The organism is Streptomyces sp. NPDC002835 (assembly GCF_053591995.1).
Map to the genome: position 1 here is coordinate 203,936 of NZ_JBSFUW010000001.1, position 24,345 is coordinate 228,280.

The window sequence follows — 24,345 nt, forward strand, 5'->3', positions numbered from 1 at the left end:
CTCCGGGGTCAGGAAGCGAAAACTCTTTTGACCTTCTTGGCAATCCTTCGCCAAGTGGGCTGGGGCGCCTCGGGCTTCGCCGGGACCTTGTGCATGTTTCCGCCGATGTCGAGAGCAAGCCGCCCGTCCCTGGTCCAGTAGGGAGCAGCCTGGATGTTCAGGCGCCGCGACCGCTCACCACCGCAGGGAAGCAGCTCGCTCACGGGACCGCCCTCGACACGGGCCATGCGCTCGATCCCGAGGATCTGGACATTGACGTGGACGTCGTAGAGCCCCTTGGGGAGCCGGCCTCCACATGCTGCGGTGTCAGGGTCGACGGAGACGGTTCCCGCGATCTCCACGGTCCCGTCGGTGGCCACCGTCAGCTTGGAGTCGATCTCGGGGAACCAGGCCTGCGCCTTGTTGCGCTGACGCAGCTGGAAATCCACGACCGCCCGGTTCTCGATGTCCTTGAAGGACCACTCCGGCCCGCCGTCGATCCCATGGACCACGGCGAGGTCGAGGCCGTAGGCGTCGCCCAGCTTCCTGACCTTCACCGTGGCACCGTCCTGGTACCGCAGCCGGGCACGGAACGGAGCCACCAGCACACCCTGCTGCCAGCGCACCGGGCCGCTGAACTCGACCTCGCTGATGACGTCGCGGTAGCGCTGGGCCACCAGGCGCAGGTCCTCGACACGGTCGGCCTCGAGCAGTTCGGCGCGGAACCGCCAGAGCGGCGGCAGTCCCTCACGGACGGAGTCCGAGTACTCTTCCACCGCCACCTTACGGGCGGCCTCGTAGTGCCCCATGCTGAAGGGATCGCCCTTCAGGAATCCCTGTGTGGCGGTGTTCCGCAGGACTTCGACCCGGTAGTTGCGCGTCAGGAAGGCGTCGCGCGCCGGTCCCGGAACCGTGTTGGCCTTGACGATCTGCGCGGTCTTGGCGAGCCACGGGTAGTAGTCCCCCGGCTCGGTCCGGCTCTTGCTGTTGTTGCTGCCGTCGTCGCGCTTGCTCCAGTCGTAGCAGACGACGTCGCCGACGACCGTGATGCTCTTGGCGAGCGGATAGGCCTTAGCCAGGAACATCTGGTCCTCGAGACGGCAGCGCCCCTCCTGGAAGGTGATGTCGTTGTCGAGCAGGAACTGACGCCGGAACATCTTGTGCGGAGTCAGCGTCTCGTACAGCTCGGCGAGCTCCGGACCGGTGCTGTCGACCGATTCGCGGAAAAGGCGAATGGGGCCGCGCATATTGCCCTTGACCTTGCCGACCACGATGTCGGAATTGTTCTGCTGCGCCCGCTCGTACATCACCTGCAGCGCCTTCGGGCCCAGGGCGTCGTCCTGGTCGAGGAAATGTATGTACTCGCCGGACGCGTTGGCGACACCGACGTTGCGGGGACGCCCGGGCCAGCCCGAGTTCGGCATGGAGAGCACCCGGAAGTTCTCCGTCTTGTCGGCCATTTCCTTCAGCCGCGCCGCGGAATCATCGGTCGACCCGTCGTCGACGAAGATCACCTCGAGCTCGTCCTGCGGCAGTGACTGCTTCAGGATCGAGTTGATCGGGCGCTCGATGTAGATCCCCGCGTTGTAGACCGGGATGATGATGCTGACCTTCACGGTCATGGGTTCCCCTCCTGGGACTCTGCGACCAACACGGGCCTCGCGCAGCTGAGCGCCTCGGACCAGTCGCGTATCGGTTCGATGCCGTCCCGCGCGGGCCCGTGGGAGCGTCCTGCGCGTACGGCTTCTCCGCGTCGCCGGGGAAGCCGTGATCCGTGGAGACGTGCAGCAGTACGGCGGCCGGCTCGCGGCGGGCCTCGGCCGGGTGGCGCGGGGCGTCGTCCTCGCGGGTCCCGGCGGCGTCGGCGGCGGTCCCGGCGGCGCGGTCGACCACGACTGCGGCCCGGTGCTCGAGGATTTCGCGTACCGCCGCGAGGTCGGTGATGTCCGCCGGGGCACGGGTGACGGCGAGCGCCGGGATTCGGGCGGTCGCGAGCCGGGCCGGGACGCCCTGCGCGAGCATCCCGCCCGCACCGGTCACCAGCCAGCCGCGCGTACCGCTCACGGCGCCGCACGCTGGGGTATGACCACACTGACCTCGACCGACACGCACAAGCTCCCGACGACCCTCACAAAGCTCCGGCATCCTACTTTGCGGGAGCACAGGAGAGACAGACTATCGCGCCCCGAAGAGTCCGATCAGGCAGCAGAGGGCAGCCGCCGAAGCCCCGGCGACTGCCCCGAGAGCGAGCCGATCAGTTGCCGGAGCCAGGAATCCTGCCGCGCAGCGAGGTGAAGGCCGACCGGGGCCGGCGCAGGTTCCGGGCGCGGACCAGGTCCGACCAGAACGCCGCTCCGAGCAGTTCCTCGGGCTGCACAGCCCTCTTGCGGACCAGCACCTCCTCCGGAATCTCCTGGGGGTCGGGAGTGATGTACTCCTTGACGATCTCGTCGTACGAGCGTTGGAGCACGGTGCTCTCCGGGTCCGCGCCGAAGATCGCGACGACACCGGTGGGCTGGGTGTCCACCTCGACCACCAGGAGGTCGGGGCGGTACTTGCGCAGCACCGTCGCGACCTTGAAGACGTCACCGGTCCAGTCACTGGTGTGCCGGTCGCGTGCGGCCTCGTCGACGTTGCGGGGCAGCATGTCGTCAAGAACGATGACGCTCGACCAGCGGGAGTGCTTCTCGACGTTCATGAAATCGCGCAGCGCGAACTCGAACAGATGCATGCCGTCGATGAAGGACAGCTCCAGCTTCGGATCGGCGCCCATCAGATTGAACGGATCCCTGCGGGCGAGCGCGCGGAACGGATTGCGCCCGTTGCGCAAATGCAGCAAAGGGTCCCGACGCGCGAAGAAGTCGTCGCTCGTGGCCCTCACCAGGTGCACGTCGCAACTGAGCTCCGAGACGACCCGGAAGGCCGGGTCCACCGCGATCGAGGGAACGCGGGACAGCGTCAGGCTACGGCCGTCGTTGACCCCGATCTCCAGATATGTCCGGGGCTTGTAAATACGGTGCAGCTGGCGGAGGAAAGTATGGCGGTCCACCTGGTGGTGCCCTTCGCTGGGAATCTCAACTTGATTGATTCCCAGCGAAGTTAGCCGGTACCTGGCCTGCAGGTAAACATCTACCGATGAGTAACCTAGTGTGTGTCACTCCCTCGTTCCGCCGCGACCAGCGCGGGGAACGCCTCCGCGAGCGCCTCGCGCCAGTCGCGGATGGGCTCGATTCCCGTCTCCCGCCATCCCTCGTGGCCCAGCACGCTGTACGAAGGCCGGGGCGCGGGCCGGACGAAGGCCGCGCTCGTCGTCGGCCGCACCCGCTCGGGATCCGCGCCCAGCAGCCGGAAGATCTCCCGGGTGAACCCGAACCAGGTCGTCTCACCACTGCTCGTGCCGTGGTGGACGCCCGCCTTGACGGTGCCGTCCAGCGCGCCCTTTCCGAGCCGGACCAGCCGGTCGGCCAGATCGGCGGTCCAGGTGGGCTGGCCCCGCTGGTCGTCGACGACGTCGAGGGTGTCCTTGACCGCCTCCAGCCTGATCATGGTGCGGACGAAGTTCCCACCTCGCGCGCCGTACAGCCACGCCGTCCGGACCACGTGGCCCGTGTCGGGAAGCAGCTCCAGCACGGCCCGCTCGCCCGCCAGCTTGGTGCGCCCGTACGCGCTGCGGGGCCCGGTGAGGGCGTCCTCGGCGTAGGGCTCGGTCCCGTCGCCGGCGAAGACGTAGTCCGTGGAGACGTGGAGCAGGACCGCTCCCGCCTCCTTGCACGCCTCGGCCAGCACCCGGGGGCCGGCGCCGTTGACCGCGAGGGCGGCCTCCTCCTGGGTCTCCGCGCCGTCGACGTCCGTCCACGCGGCGCAGTTGACCACGACGGCCGGCCGGTGCGCGGCCATGGCCGCGCGGACCGAATCCGCGTCGGTGATGTCCAGGTCGGCACGGCCGGCGGCGACGGCCTCGATGCCGTCGGCGGCCAGCCGCTCCAGGACGTCCGGCGCCAGCATCCCGCCGGCGCCGGTCACGAGCCACGCGCTCACAGCGCCGCACGCTCCTTCAGGGGCTCCCACCAGGCGCGGTTGTCGCGATACCACTGGACCGTCTCCGCGAGGCCCTTGGCGAAGTCCTTGCGGGGCACGTAGCCGAGCTCCTCGCGGATCTTCGCGCAGTCGACCGAGTAGCGGCGGTCGTGGCCCTTGCGGTCGGTGACGTACTCGACGCTGGTGTCCCAGTCGGCGCCGCACGCCTCGAGCAGCAGCCCGGTGAGCTCCTTGTTGGAGAGCTCGGTGCCGCCGCCGATGTTGTAGACCTCGCCCGCGCGGCCCTTGGTGCGGACCAGCTCGATGCCCTGGACGTGGTCGTCGATGTGCAGCCAGTCGCGCACGTTGCCGCCGTCGCCGTACAGCGGGACCTTCTTGCCGTCGAGCAGGTTCGTGATGAACAGCGGGATGACCTTCTCCGGGAAGTGGTGGTGCCCGTAGTTGTTGGAGCACCGGGTCACGCGCACGTCCAGGCCGTGGGTGCGGTGGTACGACAGGGCGATCAGGTCGCTGGACGCCTTGGCGGAGGAGTACGGGGAGTTCGGCTCCAGCGGGTGGGTCTCCGGCCAGGAGCCCTCGTCGATCGAGCCGTAGACCTCGTCGGTGGAGATGTGTACGAAGGTCTGCACGCCCGCGCGGTGCGCGGCGTCGATCAGCGTGTGGGTGCCCACGACGTTGGTGCGGACGAACTCGGCGCCGCCGTCGATGGACCGGTCCACGTGCGACTCGGCCGCGAAGTGCACCACCTGGTCGTGCTCGGCCATCAGCTTGCCGACCAGCTCGGGGTCGCAGATGTCGCCCTGCACGAAGGCGAAGCCGGGGTGCTCACGGACCTCGTCGAGGTTGGCCGGGTTGCCCGCGTACGTCAGCTTGTCGAGCACGGTGACGGCGACGTCACCGGGCCCTCCGGGGCCGAGGACGGTGCGGACGTAGTGGGAACCGATGAAGCCGGCTCCGCCGGTCACCAGGATCTTCGTGGTCATGAGGAAATCTGCACCTTGCTGTGGTCACCGAGCACGAGCCGGTGGGCGGACGGGTTGCGGGGAGCGGGCGTGACCACGACGTCACGGCCGATGAGGGACGCCTCCACGCGGCGCACACCGGTGATCGAGGAGCCGCGCAGCACGATGGAGTACTCGATCTCGCTGTCCTCGATCCGACACCCCTCGGAGACCGAGGTGAACGGGCCGACGTAGGCGTCGCTGATCACGGTGCCGGCGCCGATGATCGCCGGACCCACGATACGGCTGCCGGTCACCTCGGCGCCCGCCTCGATCCTGACCCGGCCGATGATCTCGCTGCTCTCGTCGACCGTGCCCTCGACGACCGGCTCGACGCCCTCCAGCACCGAGCGGTTGACCTCCAGCATGTCGGTGACGTTGCCGGTGTCCTTCCAGTAGCCGGCGATCGTCGTGGAACGGACGTCGCGCCGCTCGTCGATGAGCCACTGGATGGCGTGCGTGATCTCCAGCTCGCCGCGCCAGGACGGCTCGATGGAGCGCACCGCCTCGTGCACGGCCGGGGTGAAGAGGTAGACACCGACCAGCGCCAGGTCGCTCTTGGGCTCCTTCGGCTTCTCCTCCAGCCCCACGACGCGCCCGGCGTCGTCCAGCTCGGCGACACCGAACGAGGTCGGGTTCGGCACCTTGGTGAGCAGGATCTGCGCGTCGGGGCGCTCGGCGCGGAACTCGTCGACCAGACCGCTGATGCCGCCGACGATGAAGTTGTCGCCGAGGTACATCACGAAGTCGTCGTCGCCGAGGAATTCCTGGGCGATCAGCACGGCGTGCGCGAGGCCCAGCGGCTGGTCCTGCGGGATATAGGTGACCTTGATCCCGAACTGGGAGCCGTCGCCGACAGCTTCGCGGATCTCTTCGGCGGTGTCGCCCACGATCACACCGACCTCGGTGATCCCGGCCTCGGCGATCGCCTCCAGACCGTAGAAGAGCACCGGCTTGTTGGCGACGGGAACGAGCTGCTTGGCCGAGGTGTGGGTGATGGGGCGCAGACGTGTGCCCGCTCCACCAGAGAGTACGAGTGCCTTCACGATTTCTGTCCTCGATTGGGTCTTGTTTCCCGAGCGGCCATCGCCCCGGCCGCTCGATTTTACCCATTGTCAAGCTTGACCCGCCGTCGGCGGGGTCTGCGGACACCCGGCTTTCGCGGATTCCGCCGAGCCCTTCCCACAGTCGGTTGCGCACGTGAGAAAACAGTGACGGGCGGGCATGATGCGCCGACTGCCCGACGAGTCGGGCACGGAGACGCGGCGAACAACTTCCCCGCCGCGCCGCGTGCTTACCGGCGCCCCCGGCGACGAGGCGGTAGCAGTCGCAGCCGGCCGCGACAGCCCCGGAGACACAACGCCCGCGGCCTGTACGGAACGACGCATCCGCATACGCCGGCCGGAGCGAAAACCGGCCCGGCGGCCACCCCCGTTCAGGAGCCGGCCGCCGGGCCGGGAACTTCTCTCAGCCGCCCACCGGCGTGTCGTCGAAACCGGGCGCCTGCTCGGGCTCGGCCAGCCGCTGCTCGACACCCGTGTTGCGGGCCAGTGACTTCGCGGCCAGGTTCTGCACCGCGGTGTCGAACTGCTCCATCGACGACGGCTCGTCGGGTCCGAGCAGGTACTCCTTGAGGATCCGGCGCTCCTCGGCGAGGGGGTCGGCGGCGGGGTCGGCGACCGCGGCCAGCAACTCGTCGAGTTCTTCGGCGCTGTTGGAGAGGATCACCGCGGCCCGTACGGCCGTGTTCTGCCGCTTGAACTCGTCCTTGCCGAGGCCCGCCGAGTCGGTGACCGCGTACGGTTTGCCGCTGGCGATGAAGTCGGACACGACGCTGGAGATGTCGGAGACCATGCCGTCCGACTCGTTGAAGCAGTCGTACAGCCGCGGGGCGGGCCCGGTGACGACCCTGTGCTCCCACCATCCGAAGGAGCGCCAGTAAGCGGTGTTCCACTCGTCCCGCAGCCGTGCCGCCTCCGCCTCGCGCGCCGGGTCCGGCAGCGAGTCGCGGGACCCCTCCGCCTCGTCCTGGCCCTCGCCGGTCCCGATGGTCAGTTCCGCGAGCCGGGCCTCGATGCGCCGCAGTTCGTCAGCCGCCTCGGCCTGTTCCGCGAGGTGCGAGGAAGCCTCCTTCACCCAGCGGGGTTCAGCGGCGCGTGCCGCCGCGGCCCGCTCGATCATCTCGACGATCCGGGCGTTGACGGCCTTGGCCTTGAAGCTGCGGGTGCCGGTGAAGGGGTGCGGCTTGTAGACGACCCGCACGGGCTCCGGCGCTTCGAGGAGCTTCCTGACGATGTTCTCGCCGGCCAGCAGCAGGGAGGTGTTGCCCGGGTTGTCGTCCCAGCCCTCCCAGGTGGGGGCGTACAGCACGGTCGGAATGGGGTTTCCGGTCCTCGTGTTGCCCGTCCTGATCGGGGCGAGCTGCGGGCGGCCCACCTCGACGATGTCCTCGCTGCGCACTCCGACGTCGGCCAGCGCGTACCGGTCGCGTCCCGCGCGGCCGGCGGTCCAGACCTCGTCGTACGCCTTGCTGAACGGGTTGACGCTGGCGAGCTTGTCGCTGTCGCCGTGGCCGATGAAGACGTGCTTCATGGTCGGCACCCGCAGCATGTGGATGTTCTTGCCGACGTTGGCGGCGTACAGCGCGACCCGCACGGAGGACAGGTCCAGGTTCATCAGGTGCACACTGCCGGGCACGCAGACCACCGGCACCGACGTGGGGGCGAGCTGCGGCACGATGTTGCGCTCACGCAGGAAGATGATCGGCCGGCCCTGGAGCTGGGACATCGTCTCCAGCCACATATTGATCTGGTACGCGGAGTCGGCGGAACCCGAGAAGTACATCATCACGGTAGGCCGGTAGTCGGTCAGCCACTTGTCGACGCCCTTCAGGACCTCGTCCGCCGGCGGCACGAGCCTGCTGGGCCGCAGATACGGCAGGAGCAGGGCCAGGTACCCGACGGCGAGGGCGAGGGTGAGCGCCAGGCCCGCGTAGGCGAACGCGGGGACGTCGGCCTCGATCGCCGCGAGCACGCCCAGCAGCGCGAAGACGTCCAGGTGAAGCATCTTCTCCGCGGACCGGTCGAGCAGCCGCCGCGGCGGGGCGTCGGGGATGTGCACGTATCCCGAGAGATCGACGTTACGCGTGACGACCGGCAGCTTGCGGCGCAGCCGCAGCAGCGTGACCATCGCGCCGTGCGGCGCCTGGAGGCCGTAGAAGACCAGCAGGCAGGCGACGGCCACGTAGAAGACCCGCTGGTCCGCGAGCCCCGTCCGGGCCATCAGCAGCACGAGAAGCAGCTGGCGCAGCAGGAATCTGATGGACAGACCGGCCCGCACCTTGGCGAGACGGTTGATCAGATAGCTGGAACGCTGGTGCAGAAACCGGTCGGACAGATACGTCACTGCCACGGCCGCCGTGAAGAACCAGAGATCGGGAATTATCGCGGCGAGCATGACGCACGGGAATCCCAGCGCCAGCAGGAATGCCGCGGCCAGCTCGGATCCGCTACCCACGCGAGCCAAGCGAATGGCTTTCGAAATCACGAAGCACCTGCTCCTGGGGGTACCGACAGTTTCGCCTTGCGAAGAAGGTGTGAAGGCAAACCTCCACGAACTCGGGCCCCCGAAGTGCTGCGCGAAACGCGGCGACTACAGAGGCCCAGAGAAATGATTATCAAGAATTATTACACATCTTCCTGGCGGTCCAGGACGGATGCCAGGGCCTGCTCGAAGCCCGACGCCGCGGAGGCTCCACGGGTCGGATCCTGCTGACGGACGTCGATGACATGCCCCGTCAGTTCGGAGAGCAGTACGTCGAGCGAGGTCCGCGCGACAGCCTCCGAGGACAGCAGCGAACCGGCCGGCTCCGCGCCGAACGCCTTGGTGCGCATGGGAGTCGCGGTGCGCTCCGGGTTCACGCAGTTCACGCGGATGCCGTCGGCGGCCCACTCGTCCGACAGGGCCTGGGTGAGGTTCACCATGGCGGCCTTGGTGGAGGAGTACAGACTGTATTCGGCCCGGCCTCGGGTGTAACTGCTGGAGGTGTAGAGGAGCAGCTGGCCCTGGGTCTCCGCGAGGTACTTGTGCGACGCCCGGGCGATCTGGACGGGTGCCAGGTAGTTGACGTTCAGCGCTTCCTGAATGGTCGCGTTGTCCGTCTCCGCGAGCTTGCCGATGCGCAGGACGCCCGCGGTGTTGACCACGTAGTCGATGCGGCCGCTCTCGGCGTACGCCGTGGCGAGGGCCTCGTCGACGTGCTCCGGGTTCTCGACGTGGGTGCCCGTGGTGGAGCGGCCCAGCGCGTACACCTTGGCGCCGTAGGACTCGGCGAGCCTGGCGATGTCGGCACCGATGCCGTAGGAGCCGCCGAAGACGACGAAGGTCTTGCCCGCCAGCAGTTCGCGGTAGGCGGCCTCGTCGGCCTGGCGCGGGGCGGCGGTGGAGGCCAGCTGGAAGAGCTTGTCCGCGATGAAGACGTCGACCGGCTGCGTGACCTTCATGTTGTACTCGTCGCCCGCGACGACGTAGATCGGCACGTCCGGCAGGTACTTGAGCACCACCGAGCAGTCGTCGGTGGCCTGGAAGTTCGGGTCGCCCGCGGCCACCTCGTACGCCCTGCGGATCGTGGACAGCTTGAACGCCTGGGGCGTCTGGCCGCGGCGGAGCCGGGAGCGGTCCGGGACGTCGGTGATGAACTCGCCGTCCTCGCCGTGGGTCCGGGTCACGATGATCGTGTCCGCGGACGGGATGGCGACGTCCACGGCCTGGTAGCGGTCCAGCGCGTCGACGCAGTCCTTGATGACCCGGTCGGAGAGCAGCGGTCGCACGGCGTCGTGGAACAGGACGTTGCAGTCCTCGCCCTCGCCCAGGCCCTCACCCAGTGCCGCGATGGCGCGCTCGGTGGTCTCGTTGCGCGTCGAGCCGCCCTCGATGATCTTGACGACCTTGGTCAGCCCCGCCTTGGCCACGATCTTCTCGACGTCCGGCACATAACCGGGAGCCATCAGCACGATGATGTCGTCGACGGAGTCGGCCCGTTCGAAGATCGACAGCGTGTGCTCGATGACAGCCTTGCCTGCGATCTTCAGCAGCTGCTTGGGGATGGACAGGCCCACGCGCTGACCGGTCCCGCCGGCGAGCACGACTGCTGTGGTTCGGGGTTTGGCTATGTGCTGCACAGACACAGACGACCTACCTTGCGAGGGCTGGGGAACAAATCCGATGGTTGCACCCTCCGTTACCGAACCGCAAGGCAGGTGTCGCCCGGGTAACTGCTCCGAGAAACCGGCTGTTCACCGGGTGATCAGGGGAATTGACCGGGCCGGACGGCCACCCGGGAGTGACGGACACCACACAACTGAGTGGCATGAATCACCCAAGAGCGGGTCGTGGGAGGTCAACTACGTTCAGGGCCGGTCTTCTTCACCTGTGCCGCGTCGTCCGGCACCGGCCCGATTCTCATGGTCTTCTCATCCGGCGCGCACCGCTTCTCCCGCAGCGCCGCCCTGTGGTGACGGTGAGTCACGCGCTCCGGCCCGATCCGCACGGCGGCGGGAGCCCGGCCCCGCACCGCGTGCAGCACGGTACGTCGTGCGGATGGTGCCGCCGATGCCGTGGACGGTGTGAATGAGATTGGCCCGGAGACGATCTCCGGGCCAATGTCAGTGAAGCGTCCGCAGGCTAGAAGGGGTTGAAGCCCTCGTACTCCTGCAGCGCCTCGTCGTGCTCCGCGTCGCGGTCGCGTCGCCGCTGAGCCGCCGGGCGCGGCGCGTCGAAGCGGTGGTCCTCGCCGCGGCGGCCGAGCATCTCCGCACCCGCCATCACCGTCGGCTCCCAGTCGAAGACGACCGCGTTGTCCTCGGGACCGATGGCCACACCGTCGCCCGCGTGGGCCCCGGCCTTCATCAGCTCCGCCTCGACACCGAGGCGGGCCAGCCGGTCGGCGAGATAGCCGACGGCCTCGTCGTTGCTGAAGTCGGTCTGTCGCACCCAGCGCTCCGGCTTCTCGCCGCGCACGCGGAAGAGGCGGTCCTCCTCCTGCCGGACCGTGAAGCCGGCGTCGTCGACCGCCTTGGGCCGGATGACGATCCGGGTCGCCTCCTCCACGGGCCTGGCCGCCCGCGCCTCGGAGATGATCTCGGCCAGCGCGAAGGACAGTTCCTTCAGACCCTTGTGGGCCACCGCGGACACCTCGAACACGCGGTAGCCGCGCGCCTCCAGGTCCGGGCGGATCATGTCGGCGAGGTCCTGGCCGTCCGGGATGTCGATCTTGTTGAGGACGACGATCCGCGGCCGGTCGTCGAGGCCGCCGTACTGCCGCAGCTCCTCCTCGATGACGTCGAGGTCGGAGACCGGGTCACGGTCGGACTCCAGCGTCGCGGTGTCCAGGACGTGCACCAGCACCGAGCAGCGCTCGACGTGGCGCAGGAACTCCAGGCCCAGGCCGCGGCCCTGGCTGGCGCCCGGGATCAGGCCGGGGACGTCCGCGACGGTGTAGACGGTCGAGCCCGCGGTGACGACGCCCAGGTTCGGTACGAGGGTGGTGAACGGATAGTCCGCGATCTTGGGCTTGGCGGCGCTGAGCACGGAGATCAGCGACGACTTGCCGGCGCTGGGGTACCCCACCAGCGCGACGTCCGCGACCGTCTTGAGCTCCAGCACCACGTCGCCGGCCTGCCCGGGCACGCCGAGCAGCGCGAATCCGGGCGCCTTGCGGCGCGCCGACGCGAGGGCCGCGTTGCCGAGGCCGCCGCGGCCGCCCTCCGCGGCCACGAAGGTGGTGCCCTGACCGACCAGGTCGGCGAGGACGTTGCCCTGTCCGTCGAGGACGACGGTGCCGTCGGGGACCGGCAGGACCAGGTCCTGACCGTCCTTGCCCGAGCGGTTGCCGCCCTCGCCCGGTTTGCCGTTGGTGGCCTTGCGGTGCGGGCTGTGGTGGTAGTCGAGCAGTGTGGTGACCGACTGGTCGACGACCAGGATCACGTCTCCGCCACGGCCGCCGTTGCCGCCGTCGGGGCCGCCGAGCGGCTTGAACTTCTCCCGGTGAACGGAGGCACAGCCGTGGCCTCCGTTACCCGCGGCGACATGCAGCTCGACGCGGTCCACGAAGGTTGTCATGGAAGTGCCTCCAGTGATGAGGGGTGATGTGTACGTAATGTCTGTCTCTACAACACACGAAAGGCGGACCCGCTTCCCGTACGGGAAGTGAGGTCCGCCCCTCGGATACGTTCGGTCAGGCGACCGGAACGATGTTCACGACCTTGCGGCCACGATGGGTACCGAACTCCACCGCACCCGGCTGCAGCGCGAACAGCGTGTCGTCGCCGCCGCGGCCGACGCCGGCCCCGGGGTGGAAGTGGGTACCGCGCTGGCGGACCAGGATCTCACCGGCGAGCACGACCTGACCGCCGAAGCGCTTCACGCCGAGCCGCTGAGCATTGGAGTCGCGACCGTTCCGGGTGGACGATGCGCCCTTCTTGTGTGCCATCTCTCCTCAGTCCCTTACTTCGCAGCCGCGGGGATGCCGGTGACCTTGATCGCCGTGTACTGCTGACGGTGACCCTGGCGGCGGCGGTAGCCGGTCTTGTTCTTGTAGCGAAGGATGTCGATCTTCGCGCCCTTGTGGTGGTCCACGACCTCGGCCGTGACCTTGATGCCGGCCAGCACCCACGGGTCGCTGGTCACGGCGTCGCCGTCGACAACGAGCAGGGTCGAGAGCTCGACCGTGTCGCCAACCTGGGCAGTGGAAATCTTGTCAACTTCAACGATGTCGCCGACAGCAACCTTGTGCTGGCGACCACCGCTGCGCACGATGGCGTACACGCGGATCTCTCTCTCGCTCGGAACGAAACTCCTGATGCCAGCCGTTCGAACGGGCCGGGGCCCGTGTGATCCGAATGGACGAGCGGCCTCTCCCGGCGGACCGGGAGGGAGGTGCTCAGGAGTGGGCGCAATGAAGGAAACACGCCGAGGGTCCAGGTTACGGACCGCGTCGCGGCGGGTCAAACCGGCCGGCCCGGCCCGGGCCGGTACGGCCCCACGGGCTCACCCCGGGTCCCGTCGGCGCGCATCGTAGGTCTCGACGCGGAGGAGCGGCCGCGGCCGCCCCGGCACCGATCCGGCCGCGCGTGCGGGTGCCGCCGCCGGACCGCGTCCGTGCGACGGCCGGGCAGCGCCGCCGCTGCCCGGGGCGCCGGCCGGGGTTGAGTGCCGGCTCGTGCTCGAGGTCCGCGTGGGCAAGGTCCGGTCACCCGGGTCACCGCCACGGCCCCGAGGGCCAAGACGCCGCCCGTTCGCCGGCGCCCTGCTGCCGCGTCGTGCGCCTCCGGAGGCCCGGGGCTCTCGCACCGCTCCCGTTCTTCGCCGACCGGGCATGCCGCAAGGTCCGCAGGGCGCTCGGGCGGCGCTGACGGAACCCGGACACACGGCCGGCGGTGGACCTCCCCCTCGGGAGGCCCACCGCCGGCCGTGTGTCGTGCTGCCCCGCCCTACTCGTCCGACGCGGTGGACGAGACGCCCGGCGTGGACGTCTGCTCGGCGGCGACGGTCTTCTTGGCAGCCTTCTTCGCCGTCGTCTTCTTCGCAGCCGTCTTCTTGGCGGTGGTCGTCTTCTTCGCCGCCGCCTTCTTCGCCGTGGCCTTCTTGGCGGTCTTGCGGGCCGCCTTCTTGGCCGCCGGGGCCGCGGCCTCGGTCTCGGCCTCGGTTCCGGTCTCGTCGGCCTTCGCGGCCACATCCTCCGGCTCGGCCGCCTTCGGCTCAGCCTCGACCACGACGACCGCGGCCTCCTCGGCGCCCGACGGCGAACCGGCCGGAGCCGTCACCTTGCGGGTCACCCGGCGGCGCGCACGCGGCGGCGCCACGACCGGCGCCTCCTCGGCGGCGGGGGCGGGGGCCGCCTCCGCGGGCTCGGGCTGCGGCTCGGCCGGCGCGGTGACGGTCGTCTCCACGACGGTCGGCTCGGACGTCACGGGCGGGCCCGCCGGAGCGGACGCCTTCCGCGTCGCGCGGCGGCGGGTACGGCCCGTGGGGGCCGCCTCCTCCGCCGGCGCGGCCTCCTCGGGCGCGGGGACCTCGGCCTGCGGCTCCACAGCCCGCTCCGCGGGCTCCTGCGGCTCCGCCGCCCTGGGCGTGCCGACCGGGGCGGACACCTTGCGGGTGGCCCGGCGGCGGCCACGGCCGCGGGTGGCTGCCGCCTCGGCCTCCGCCGCGCTGCTGTACAGCTCCTCGTCCGGGATGAACTCGGGCTCGGCGAGCGCCACCGGCTCCGCCACCTCGGCGGCGACCTCGGCCTCGCTCTCGGTCTCGGTGGTCTCCGGCTGCGGCTCCGCCTGCTCCTGCGCGCCGCCACGGCCGCGCTTCTTCGCGCGCTTGCCGCCACCGCCGCCGACCGACGTCGGCTGCTCCATGTGCACGATCACGCCGCGGCCGTTGCAGTGGACGCAGGTCTCGGAGAAGGACTCCAGCAGCCCCTGACCGACCCGCTTGCGGGTCATCTGGACCAGACCCAGCGACGTCACCTCGGCGACCTGGTGCTTGGTCCGGTCGCGGCCCAGGCACTCCAGGAGCCGGCGCATGACCAGGTCCCGGTTGGACTCCAGCACCATGTCGATGAAGTCGACGACGACGATGCCGCCCAGGTCGCGCAGCCGGAGCTGACGCACGATCTCCTCGGCCGCCTCCAGGTTGTTCCTGGTGACGGTCTCCTCGAGGTTGCCGCCCTGGCCGGTGAACTTGCCGGTGTTGACGTCGACCACGACCATGGCCTCAGTCTTGTCGATCACCAGCGAACCGCCGCTCGGCAGCCAGACCTTGCGGTCCAGCGCCTTCATCAGCTGCTCGTCGATCCGGTGGACCGCGAAGACGTCGGTCTCGCTGGTCCAGCGCTGCAGCCGGTCCGCGAGATCGGGCGCCACGTGCGCGACGTAGCCGTGGATGGTCTCCCACGCCTCGTCACCGCTGACGACGACCTTGGTGAAGTCCTCGTTGAAGATGTCGCGGACGACACGGACGGTCATGTCCGGCTCGCCGTAGAGCAGCGAAGGCGCGTTCGAGCTGCCGCCGCCCTTGGCCTTCTTCTGGATGTCCTCCCACTGGGCCTGCAGACGCTCGACGTCGCGGCGCAGCTCGTCCTCGCTCGCGCCCTCGGCGGCGGTGCGCACGATGACGCCCGCGTCCTCGGGGACGATCTTCTTGAGGATGGTCTTCAGCCGTGCGCGCTCGGTGTCGGGCAGCTTGCGGCTGATGCCGGTCATCGAGCCCTCGGGCACGTAGACCAGGTAGCGGCCGGGCAGGGACACCTGGCTGGTGAGGCGGGCGCCCTTGTGGCCGATCGGGTCCTTGGTCACCTGGACCAGGACCGACTGGCCGGACTTGAGGGCGGCCTCGATACGGCGGGGGCCGCCCGCCATGCCCAGGGCCTCGAAGTTCACCTCACCGGCGTACAGGACCGCATTGCGGCCCTTGCCGATGTCGACGAACGCGGCCTCCATGGACGGCAGCACGTTCTGGACCTTGCCCAGGTAGACGTTGCCGACGTAGCTGGTGGCCTGCTCCTTGTTGACGTAGTGCTCGACGAGCACGTTGTCCTCGAGGACGCCGATCTGGGTGCGCTCGCCGCTCTGGCGGACGACCATCACACGCTCGACGGCCTCGCGGCGCGCCAGGAACTCGGCCTCGGTGATGATCGGCACCCGGCGGCGGCCCTGCTCGCGGCCTTCGCGGCGGCGCTGCTTCTTCGCCTCGAGACGGGTCGAGCCCTTGATGGACTGGACCTCGTCCGCGCCGGTGCCGAGCTCTTCCTTCTTGCGGGGCTCGCGGACCTTGACGACCGTGCGCTCGGGGTCGTCGGCGCCCGTCTCGCCCTCCGCGGCGCCACCGTCACCACTGCGACGGCGACGACGCCGGCGGCGACGGGTGCTGCTGGTGCCGGCGGCGGACGGGGTGCCCGACTCGTCCTCGTCCTCCTCGTCGCCCTCCTCGTGGGCGGCCTCGGTCTCGGTGCCGGTCTCGTCGGCCCGCTCGTCCGCGTTCTCGTCGGCCTCCGCGGCCTCGCCACGGCGACGGCGACGGCCTCCACGGCGACGGCGGCGCGAGGGGCGGTCCTCGTACTCGTCCTGCTCCTCGCCCTCGGCGGCCTCCTCCTGCTCGGGCTCGGTCTCGTCCTCGGCCGGGGCGGTCTCGGCCACGGGCGCCGGGGCCTCTACGGGCTCCGCCGGCTCGCCGCGACGGCGGCGGCGACGACGGCCCGCGGGCTCGGGAGCGGCCGCCTCGACGACGGGCTCCTCTTCCTCCTGCGGCTCCGGACCGCTCTCGGCGGCGGCAGCCGCGGCGGCCGTCTCCGGGGTCTGGAACATCGGCTCGGTGAAGACGGGCGCACGGAAGGTCGGTACGGCCGGCCGGCCGGCGCGACCGCCCTTGGCGGCCGTCTCCTCGGTCTCCTCGGCCTGCTGCGCGGTGAACTGGGGCGACACGGCACGGCGGCGCGTGCGGCCACGGGTCGCGGCCTTCTCGGCGGCCTCGACCTCTGCGCCTTCGGCAGCGATCTGGGCGACGGCGCTCTCGGGCAGACTCTCGCCCGCGTCCGCCGTCTCCTCGTCGGCCGCCCTGGGCGCGCCTGCGGCGGCGGTGGCCTTACGGGCGGCCCGGCGGCGGGTGCGCGGCGCGGGCGCCTCCTCCTCGTCGGCCTCGGCCTCGGGGGCCTCGGCCTCTGCGGCGCCGGCCCTGGGGGCGCCGGCGGGCGCGGAGGCACGTCGCCGCGTACGGCGGCGTGCGGGCGTCTCCTCGTCGGCTGCGGCCTCGGGCTCCTCGCTGACAGCGGCCACGGCGGCCTCCTCCTCGTCGGCCTCGGCCTCGGTGAGCTCGGGCTCTACGGCCTCGGGCTCGACAGTCTCGACCTCGACGGCCTTCGGCGCACCGGCCGGGGCGGACGCACGGCGACGGGCGCGGCGGGGGGCGGCGCTCTCCGTCGTGGCGGGCGCGGGGGTCTCCTCGGCCGCAGCTCCGGCGGGCTCGGCCTCGTCACCGCGGGCCTCGGTCACGTTCGGCTCGCCGGCCGGAGCCGTGGCCTTACGGGTCGCACGACGACGGGTACGCGGCGCGGGCACCTCCTCGGCAGCCGCCTCCGCGACCACCTCAGGCGCCTCGGCCTCAGCAGCAACCGGCGCTCCCGCAGGGGCGGACGCCCGACGACGACGCCGCGGCGCCGAAACCTCAGCAGCCTCGGCCGCATCCGGCTCAACACCCTCGGCCGCCACCTGCGGCGAACCGGCCGGAGCCGTCGCCTTACGGGTCGCACGACGACGGGTACGCGGCGCGGGCACCTCCTCGGCAGCCGCCTCCGCGACCACCTCAGGCGCCTCGGCCTCAGCAGCAACCGGCGCTCCCGCAGGGGCGGACGCCCGACGACGACGCCGCGGCGCCGAAACCTCAGCAGCCTCGGCCGCATCCGGCTCAACACCCTCGGCCGCCACCTGCGGCGAACCGGCCGGAGCCGTCGCCTTACGCGTCGCACGACGACGTGCACGCGGCGCGTCGGTCACGGCCTGCGCCACCTGGGCCGCCTCCGCGGCCTCCGGCTCTGCGGGCGTCGCCTCTTCGGCAGCCTCGTCGGAGGCTTCCACCACGGCGCCCACGGCGGCCACGGCCGGAATCACGGCCTCGGCGGCCTGCACCTGGTCGACGCCCTCCGCGGTCTCGACCGCCTTCGGCGCGCCCGCCGGACGCGACGCGGCGCGGCGCCTGCGGCGCGGCGGCAGCGTGTCGCTGGGGCTGTTGTTGTCTTCGTTGTTGTCGTTGTTACCGGCAGTGCCGGTTTCGTTCGGCTCGAGCATGCGGGCGGTTCTCCCGTCACGCTCCCGGGCGCCGCGCCTGAATCCGGTCCGGCCGCGGCCCGCGTCATGTGCGCGGTGCCGCCGTCCGGGGCGCGGGCGCCGCACGGGAGCTGATGTCTGGCTCGCCGGTTCCGTACGCGATGTACGTACGGCCTGGCGAAAGTCTCCTGTGTCATCGCGCGGCCCGACCCTGGTGGCTCCCGAGTGCAAGAGCCGCGCTACGACGACCGTCCTTACGCGGCGGGACCTTCCGGCGCCGTCGCAGAAGCGGTCCCGACGGCCGTGGGTGTAGCGGCCGGGGCTGCCTCGCGGTCGGGCGCGAGCGGGTCGGTCACCGTGCCGGACTCCTCGTCGAAGAGCCCCTGCGCCAGCCTGGTCACCGCTGCGGGGACCGGCGGCGCCAGGTCGGCCACAGCTCGGAGACCGGACAGGACGTCGTCGGGTCGTACGGCAGGTGTCACGTGCCGAACAACCAGGCGCAGTATCGCACAGGGCCCGTCCCCGCTCCTATCGGACGCCGCGGGACCAGCCTCGAGGCCGGCCACGGCGCCACGGGCGTCGAAGGTTCGCATGCCGTTCTTCGTCTTCCGCTGGACCTCGACGGTCTCGGCGGCGAGGAAGGCGGCCACGGCGCTCTCGGCGTCCCGGGGCTCGACACCCTCCAGACGCAGCTCCCACACGGAGGCGGTGAGCCGGTCGGCGAGGCCCGGAACACGAGCCTCGACGGCGTCGGTGATGTCAAGACCGGCCGGCAGCGACTCGTCGAGCAGCTCGCGCAGCTTGTCCGGGTCGCGGTGGTCGGTGAGGGCGATCTCCAGGAATTCGGCCTCGCTGCCCGTGCCGGTGGGTGCGGCATTGGCGTACGACACCTTCGGGTGCGGGGTGAAGCCCGCCGAGTACGCCATGGGCACCTCGGCACGGCGCAACGCCCGCTCGAAGGCGCGCTGGAAGTCACGGTGGCTGGTGAACCGGAGGCGGCCGCGCTTGGTGTAGCGCAGTCGGATGCGCTGCACCGCAGGTGCGGGCGGCGGGCCTTCGGGCTGTCGCTTGCCCAGTGGTTCTTCTCCTCGGTGTGGAGCGGGCGCGGGTGGCGCGCCGCCCTCAACGTGTGGGGTGCTCCCCGGGGGCCGGACCGGTTCACCCCTGCTTGTGCAGGGAGATCTCGGGTTCGGCCGCCGCGCCGGGAACGGTCTGTGCTTGTTGTCTGCCACCCAGGTTACGCGCCTGAGCGGCCGTACCCACCAGGGGACGCTGATGGCGGGGCGCGCCGATCAGCGCGCGCCAGGCGTCACGCCGTGCCTGGCGCACCGTTTCGCCGGCCGTCGCGAGCGCCGCCCGGGCCGCGCGGCCGGCCTGCACGGCGGCCTCGGCGACCGGTCGCCACACCGCGTCGCGCACGAAGTGTCCGACCGGAGTGCACACCTCGCGGTAGGCCCAGCGCACCGGGCGGCCCACCAGGTGCCACGCGAGCCACTTCAGCCCCCGGCCGACCGCGCGGGAGACGTATCCGGCGATACGCCAGGCCACGCCGACCGCCGCCGCGATCTCCCGGCCGACGGGGGCGAGGACGTACCGGTACAGCCAGACCACGGGAGCGACGAGCAGCGTCCTGACCAGCCAGGCGAGGCCGTGCCCCAGGGCCCGCACCACCCACGCGACGCCATGCCCCAGCGGGGTGAGCAACTGCCGGTACGCCCACACCACCGGCACCACCAGCCCGTACCGGACCACCGGCACCACCACATACCGCCACAGCGCCACCCACGGCCAGTAGAACAACGCCGTGACCAGCCACCCCAACACCACCGCGATTCCGCGGCCGAGCGGGACGAGCAGCGTGGCCCAGGCCCACCGCGCCGGCGCGACGAGCAGACGCTCGATGAGCCACGCGACGCCGTGCCCCAGCGGGGTGAGCAACTGCCGGTACACCCACACCACCGGCACCACCAGCCCGTACCGCACCACCGGCACCACCACATACCGCCACAACCCCACCCACGGCCAGTAGAAGAGCGCCTTGCCGACGACGACCGCCAGCCAGGCCACGGCGAGCGCGACGGGGGTGATCACCTCTTCGAAGACCCACGCCAGCGCCCGCCCCAGCGGCCTCAGCAGCACCCGCTCGACGGCCCGGCCGCAGAGCGCGAGGACGTCCCACACCATCCGTACGGGGATGACGACGAGCACCACCACGACGCGCACCGGAATGCGGATGACCTGCGCGAGGCAGCCGTCACCCGGCTCGTACCCCTGCGGTGCGGGGTGCGCACCGTGGCGCCGCTCCACGGTCGCCTGCGACGGTTTCTCCGAGTCCATGCCAGGAAGGACGCGTCAGAGGCCTGTTCGGATCCAGTACCTGCGCTTTTCGCCCCGCCGGTCCTCGAACACACCGCCGTTCGCCTCGATGACCCGGCGGGATCCGATGTTGTCGTGGTCGCAGGTGAGCAGGACGGACCCGAGCCCGAGCCGCCGGGCGTGCGGAAGGGCGTCGTGCAGCATCGCCGTGGCGTGTCCCTGCCGTCTGGCGCCGGGCCGCACGGCGTAGCCGATGTGGCCGCCGAACTCGAGCAGGAACGGGGAGAGCCGGTGCCGTATGGAGAGCCGGCCGAGGAAGGTGTCGCCGTCGACGTACCAGAGCACGGTGTGCGGCACCCAGTGCTCGGGCCGCGGGCCGTCCTCAAGGGCCTCCGCCCGCAGCCGTGCGACATAGCCGGCGAAGCCGTCCGGCCGGTGCCAGACGCCGCCGAACTCCGCGACCTCGTGCGGGTGTACGACGTGCGCCTCGGTCCCGTCCGCGGCGAACTCCGCGAGCGCGTCGAGGAGCGAGGCGTGGACCCGGGTATGAGGGGCGATGAGCTGCGGCACCGTCCCATTGTCGCCGAAACGGACGACGGCCCGGCCACAGGTCTCCCTGTGGCCGGGCCGTCCCCCGAGCCGGGTGGCGGGCGCTACTTGACGACGGTCAGCGGAAGCAGCTTCTTGCCCGTCGGGCCGATCTGGATCTGCGTGTCCATCTGCGGGCAGACGCCGCAGTCGAAGCACGGCGTCCAGCGGCAGTCCTCGACCTCGGTCTCGTCGAGCGCGTCCTGCCAGTCCTCCCAGAGCCAGTCCTTGTCGAGACCGGAGTCCAGGTGGTCCCACGGCAGGACCTCTTCGTACGTACGCTCACGCGTGGTGTACCAGTCGACGTCGACGCCGAAGTCCGGCAGCGTCTTGGCGGCGCACGCCATCCAGCGGTCGTACGAGAAGTGCTCACGCCAGCCGTCGAAGCGGCCGCCGTCCTCGTAGACGGCGCGGATGACCGCGCCGATGCGGCGGTCACCGCGCGAGAGCAGGCCCTCGACGATGCCGGGCTTGCCGTCGTGGTAGCGGAAGCCGATCGACCGGCCGTACTTCTTGTCCGCGCGGATCTTGTCGCGCAGCTTCTCCAGCCGCGCGTCGGTCTCCTCGGCACTCAGCTGCGGCGCCCACTGGAACGGCGTGTGCGGCTTGGGCACGAAGCCGCCGATGGACACGGTGCAGCGGATGTCGTTCTGCCCGGAGACCTTGCGGCCCTCGGCGATGACCTTGACCGCCATGTCGCCGATCTGGAGGACGTCCTCGTCGGTCTCGGTGGGCAGACCGCACATGAAGTACAGCTTCACCTGACGCCAGCCGTTGCCGTACGCGGTGGAGACCGTACGGATCAGGTCCTCTTCGGAGACCATCTTGTTGATGACCTTGCGCAGGCGCTCGGAGCCGCCCTCGGGGGCGAAGGTCAGGCCCGAGCGACGCCCGTTCCTGGTCAGCTCGTTGGCCAGGTCGACGTTGAACGCGTCGACGCGGGTCGAGGGCAGCGAGAGGCCGATCTTGTCCTCTTCGTACCGGTCCGCGAGGCCCTTCGCGATGTCGCCGATCTCGCTGTGGTCCGCGGAGGACAGCGACAGCAGGCCGACCTCCTCGAAGCCGGTGGCCTTGAGACCCTTGTCGACCATGTCGCCGATGCCGGTGATGCTTCGCTCCCGTACGGGGCGCGTGATCATGCCGGCCTGGCAGAAACGGCAGCCGCGGGTGCAGCCGCGGAAGATCTCGACGGACATCCGCTCGTGGACGGTCTCCGCGAGCGGGACCAGCGGCTGCTTCGGGTAGGGCCACTCGTCGAGGTCCATGACGGTGTGCTTCGAGACCCGCCACGGCACGCCCGACTTGTTGGGCACGACGCGGCCGATGCGGCCGTCGGGCAGGTACTCCACGTCGTAGAAGCGCGGCACGTACACGTTGCCGGTCCTCGCGAGGCGGAAGAGGACCTCCTCGCGCCCGCCCGGGCGGCCCTCGGCCTTCCAGGCGCGGATGATCGCGGTCATGTCGAGCACGGCCTGCTCGCCGTCGCCGATGACCGCGCAGTCGATGAAGTCCGCGATCGGCTCGGGGTTGAACGCGGCGTGCCCGCCGGCCAGCACGATCGGATGGTCGACCGTGCGGTCCTTCGACTCCAGCGGGATGCCCGCGAGGTCGAGGGCCGTGAGCATGTTGGTGTAGCCGAGCTCGGTGGAGAAGCTGAGGCCGAACACGTCGAACGCGCCGACGGGCCGGTGGCTGTCCACGGTGAACTGCGGCACCTTGTGCTCGCGCATCAGCTCCTCGAGGTCCGGCCACACGCTGTACGTGCGCTCGGCGAGCACGCCCTCGCGCTCGTTCAGCACCTCGTAGAGGATCATGACGCCCTGGTTGGGCAGACCGACCTCGTAGGCGTCCGGGTACATGAGGGCCCAGCGGACGTCGCAGGACTCCCAGGGCTTGACGGTGGAGTTGAGCTCACCGCCGACGTACTGGATGGGCTTCTGCACATGCGGAAGCAGCGCTTCGAGCTGTGGGAAGACCGACTCGGCAGACATGGAAACCTATCTGGGCTGACAAGGGGGCGACTCTCAAGCGTACCCGTACCCTCAGCCGTCGAGCGCCGCCCGGATTTCCGGGGCCGACGCCGCTGCCCAGACCCCGGGGAGCTCCGTCTCCCGGGCCCCGGCGCGGGCCTCCTCCCGGCCGTGGAGCAGCCCCCAGACGAAGGCGTTCTCGCCCGCCGCGTCCGCGCGGACCGCGAGGTCCCGCAGCGCCTCGCGTGCGACCACGCTGTCCTGGTGGTCGCCGAGGACCTGCTGCACCGCCTTCACCCGCTTCCCGAAGCGCTTCGCCGCCTTCCCGAGCGCGGGCCGCGCCACCTCGGCCGCGTACCGTGCGCGCTTGGCGGCCTTGCGGGCGTCGTGCATGGCGAGGTCCCGTTCCTCGCCCACGGGCAGCGACAGCGCCATGTCCATGCGGTCGGCCAGCCGGTCGTACTCCTTCAGCACCGCCGCGGCGAGGACGCCCTCGGCCGCGTGTGCCGCGGCCTTCAGCAGCGGCGGGTCGGCGAGCAGCGCGTCCAGCGCGTCGAGCAGCGCCAGATACCGGTCGCTGTCGAGCGCGGCGACGGCGGTCCTGCGCGCCTCCACCGCCCCCTGGACGGACCACAGCCGCAGCCGTGCGGCGACCGGGCCCAGCAGCAGTGTCGCCGGTACGGCGTCGACCCGGCTGTGCAGGCGCTCGGCGAGCACCTCCTGGTCACGGGCCACGCCCAGCTCCCCCGCGAGCCACTTGAGCTCGTCGATCACCGGCTGCGTGGCATGCCGGTCGAGGACCTTGCGGTACGTGCGCAGCGCACTGCGCAGCCGCCGGGTCGCGACCCGCATCTGGTGCACGGCGTCGGGCATGTCGCGCCGCACACCGGGGTCGTACGCGACGATCGCGGCCGTCTGCTCGCGCAGATACGCGAGGACATGGTCCCCGGCGGTGCGCGCCCTGGGCGGCTCGGACGGGCGGGCCGGACCCGCACCGGTCTCGGTGAGCGCCCTGGCGAGCTTCGACGGGGCTGCGGCCGCGCGCACCTTTGCCTTGCGGAGCCGCTTGTCGACGGCGTCCAGGAAGGCCGGGTCGCCGCCGTCCGCCAGCTCCACCTCGATCTCGTCCCACTGGGCGGTGCCGTCCCCGCCGTGGAGCCGCTCGGCGACGACGGCGTCCCGGCTGAGTTCGGCGAGGAGCGCGCTGTCGGCGTCGACGAGGTGGTGCACGTCCCGGGAGGACAGCAGCCGCATCACGGGGACGAGTTCCTCGCCCCGTGCGTACGCCCGTACCAGGGCGGCGAGTCCGGCCGGAACCCCGTCGGACAGGGGCGCGGTGATCTCGTCCCGCACCCCGGGCGACACCGGCAGCTTGAGATGCCACCCGGCGTCCGCGCCGCCGGTCCGGCGGCGCAGGGTGACGGACGCGGCTGCCAGCCGCAGGTCGGCCGTGTCGTAGTACACGGCGTCGAGCTCGGCGACCCCCTTCCCCACGACGTCGGCCACGCCGGGCACTTCTCTCAGGTCGGGCATCGGGGTGTCGGGGGTGGCTTCGTACTTACGCTCGATCTCGCGCTTGGTGTCCGCCATTCCATGAATCTAGCCCGCCCTCTCCCCGAGCGGCAGCCCTCCGGGCCCGGAGAC

The 24,345-nt window shown here is 70.9% G+C and carries 16 protein-coding genes and 1 pseudogene; all 17 read right to left on the reverse strand.

All coding sequences use genetic code 11. The features are described 5' to 3' along the window. Window positions 1-8 precede the first annotated feature (8 nt). Complete coding sequence (locus ACWD01_RS00975; RefSeq protein ID WP_451156722.1) at window positions 9-1,601, reverse strand: glycosyltransferase family 2 protein; 1,593 nt, start codon at window positions 1,599-1,601, stop codon at window positions 9-11. A gap of 94 nt (window positions 1,602-1,695) precedes the next feature. Further along, window positions 1,696-2,124 (reverse strand): annotated as a pseudogene (locus ACWD01_RS00980) (sugar nucleotide-binding protein); the annotation flags it as partial. Window positions 2,125-2,233: 109 nt separating this feature from the next. Then, window positions 2,234-3,028, reverse strand: coding sequence for a class I SAM-dependent methyltransferase (locus tag ACWD01_RS00985; RefSeq protein WP_451156724.1), 795 nt, complete (start codon window positions 3,026-3,028; stop codon window positions 2,234-2,236). Between the two features lie 95 nt (window positions 3,029-3,123). Continuing rightward, entirely contained in the window at window positions 3,124-3,984 is an 861-nt protein-coding gene (gene rfbD / locus ACWD01_RS00990; protein ID WP_451157337.1) for a dTDP-4-dehydrorhamnose reductase, read from the reverse strand. 29 nt (window positions 3,985-4,013) lie between these two features. After that, window positions 4,014-5,000 (reverse strand): dTDP-glucose 4,6-dehydratase, encoded by a 987-nt coding sequence (rfbB, locus tag ACWD01_RS00995; RefSeq protein WP_451156726.1) that lies wholly within the window; start codon window positions 4,998-5,000, stop codon window positions 4,014-4,016. Continuing rightward, window positions 4,997-6,064: a glucose-1-phosphate thymidylyltransferase gene (locus ACWD01_RS01000; protein ID WP_451156728.1), complete on the reverse strand. Its 1,068-nt coding sequence runs from the start codon at window positions 6,062-6,064 to the stop codon at window positions 4,997-4,999. The genes rfbB and ACWD01_RS01000 overlap by 4 nt, the downstream gene beginning before the upstream one ends. Window positions 6,065-6,485: 421 nt before the next feature. Further along, window positions 6,486-8,564 carry a hypothetical protein gene (locus ACWD01_RS01005; RefSeq protein WP_451156730.1) on the reverse strand — a complete coding sequence of 693 codons (2,079 nt, stop codon included), beginning with the start codon at window positions 8,562-8,564 and terminating at the stop codon, window positions 6,486-6,488. A gap of 140 nt (window positions 8,565-8,704) precedes the next feature. Then, on the reverse strand, window positions 8,705-10,204 hold the full coding sequence (locus ACWD01_RS01010; protein WP_451156732.1) for a D-ribitol-5-phosphate cytidylyltransferase: 1,500 nt from the start codon (window positions 10,202-10,204) through the stop codon (window positions 8,705-8,707). A 496-nt stretch (window positions 10,205-10,700) separates the two neighbouring features. Next, window positions 10,701-12,137 carry a GTPase ObgE gene (gene obgE / locus ACWD01_RS01015; protein WP_451156734.1) on the reverse strand — a complete coding sequence of 479 codons (1,437 nt, stop codon included), beginning with the start codon at window positions 12,135-12,137 and terminating at the stop codon, window positions 10,701-10,703. Window positions 12,138-12,252: 115 nt separating this feature from the next. After that, on the reverse strand, window positions 12,253-12,507 hold the full coding sequence (rpmA, locus tag ACWD01_RS01020) for a 50S ribosomal protein L27 (protein ID WP_005317677.1): 255 nt from the start codon (window positions 12,505-12,507) through the stop codon (window positions 12,253-12,255). A gap of 14 nt (window positions 12,508-12,521) precedes the next feature. Beyond that, window positions 12,522-12,842 (reverse strand): 50S ribosomal protein L21, encoded by a 321-nt coding sequence (gene rplU / locus ACWD01_RS01025; RefSeq protein ID WP_147986440.1) that lies wholly within the window; start codon window positions 12,840-12,842, stop codon window positions 12,522-12,524. Window positions 12,843-13,507: 665 nt separating this feature from the next. Further along, a complete protein-coding gene (locus ACWD01_RS01030; protein WP_451156737.1) occupies window positions 13,508-17,848 on the reverse strand; it encodes an Rne/Rng family ribonuclease in 4,341 nt (1,446 codons plus the stop codon). Window positions 17,849-18,081: 233 nt separating this feature from the next. Then, on the reverse strand, window positions 18,082-18,861 hold the full coding sequence (locus ACWD01_RS01035) for a TIGR03936 family radical SAM-associated protein (protein ID WP_451156739.1): 780 nt from the start codon (window positions 18,859-18,861) through the stop codon (window positions 18,082-18,084). A gap of 124 nt (window positions 18,862-18,985) precedes the next feature. Continuing rightward, complete coding sequence (locus ACWD01_RS01040; protein WP_451156741.1) at window positions 18,986-20,164, reverse strand: hypothetical protein; 1,179 nt, start codon at window positions 20,162-20,164, stop codon at window positions 18,986-18,988. Between the two features lie 15 nt (window positions 20,165-20,179). Then, the gene (locus tag ACWD01_RS01045) at window positions 20,180-20,713 is read right to left on the reverse strand and encodes a GNAT family N-acetyltransferase (protein WP_451156743.1); all 534 of its coding nucleotides are present in this window, start codon (window positions 20,711-20,713) and stop codon (window positions 20,180-20,182) included. 83 nt (window positions 20,714-20,796) lie between these two features. Beyond that, the gene (locus ACWD01_RS01050; protein ID WP_451156745.1) at window positions 20,797-22,722 is read right to left on the reverse strand and encodes a TIGR03960 family B12-binding radical SAM protein; all 1,926 of its coding nucleotides are present in this window, start codon (window positions 22,720-22,722) and stop codon (window positions 20,797-20,799) included. A gap of 51 nt (window positions 22,723-22,773) precedes the next feature. Next, the gene (locus ACWD01_RS01055) at window positions 22,774-24,291 is read right to left on the reverse strand and encodes a CYTH and CHAD domain-containing protein (protein WP_451156747.1); all 1,518 of its coding nucleotides are present in this window, start codon (window positions 24,289-24,291) and stop codon (window positions 22,774-22,776) included. Window positions 24,292-24,345 lie beyond the last annotated feature (54 nt).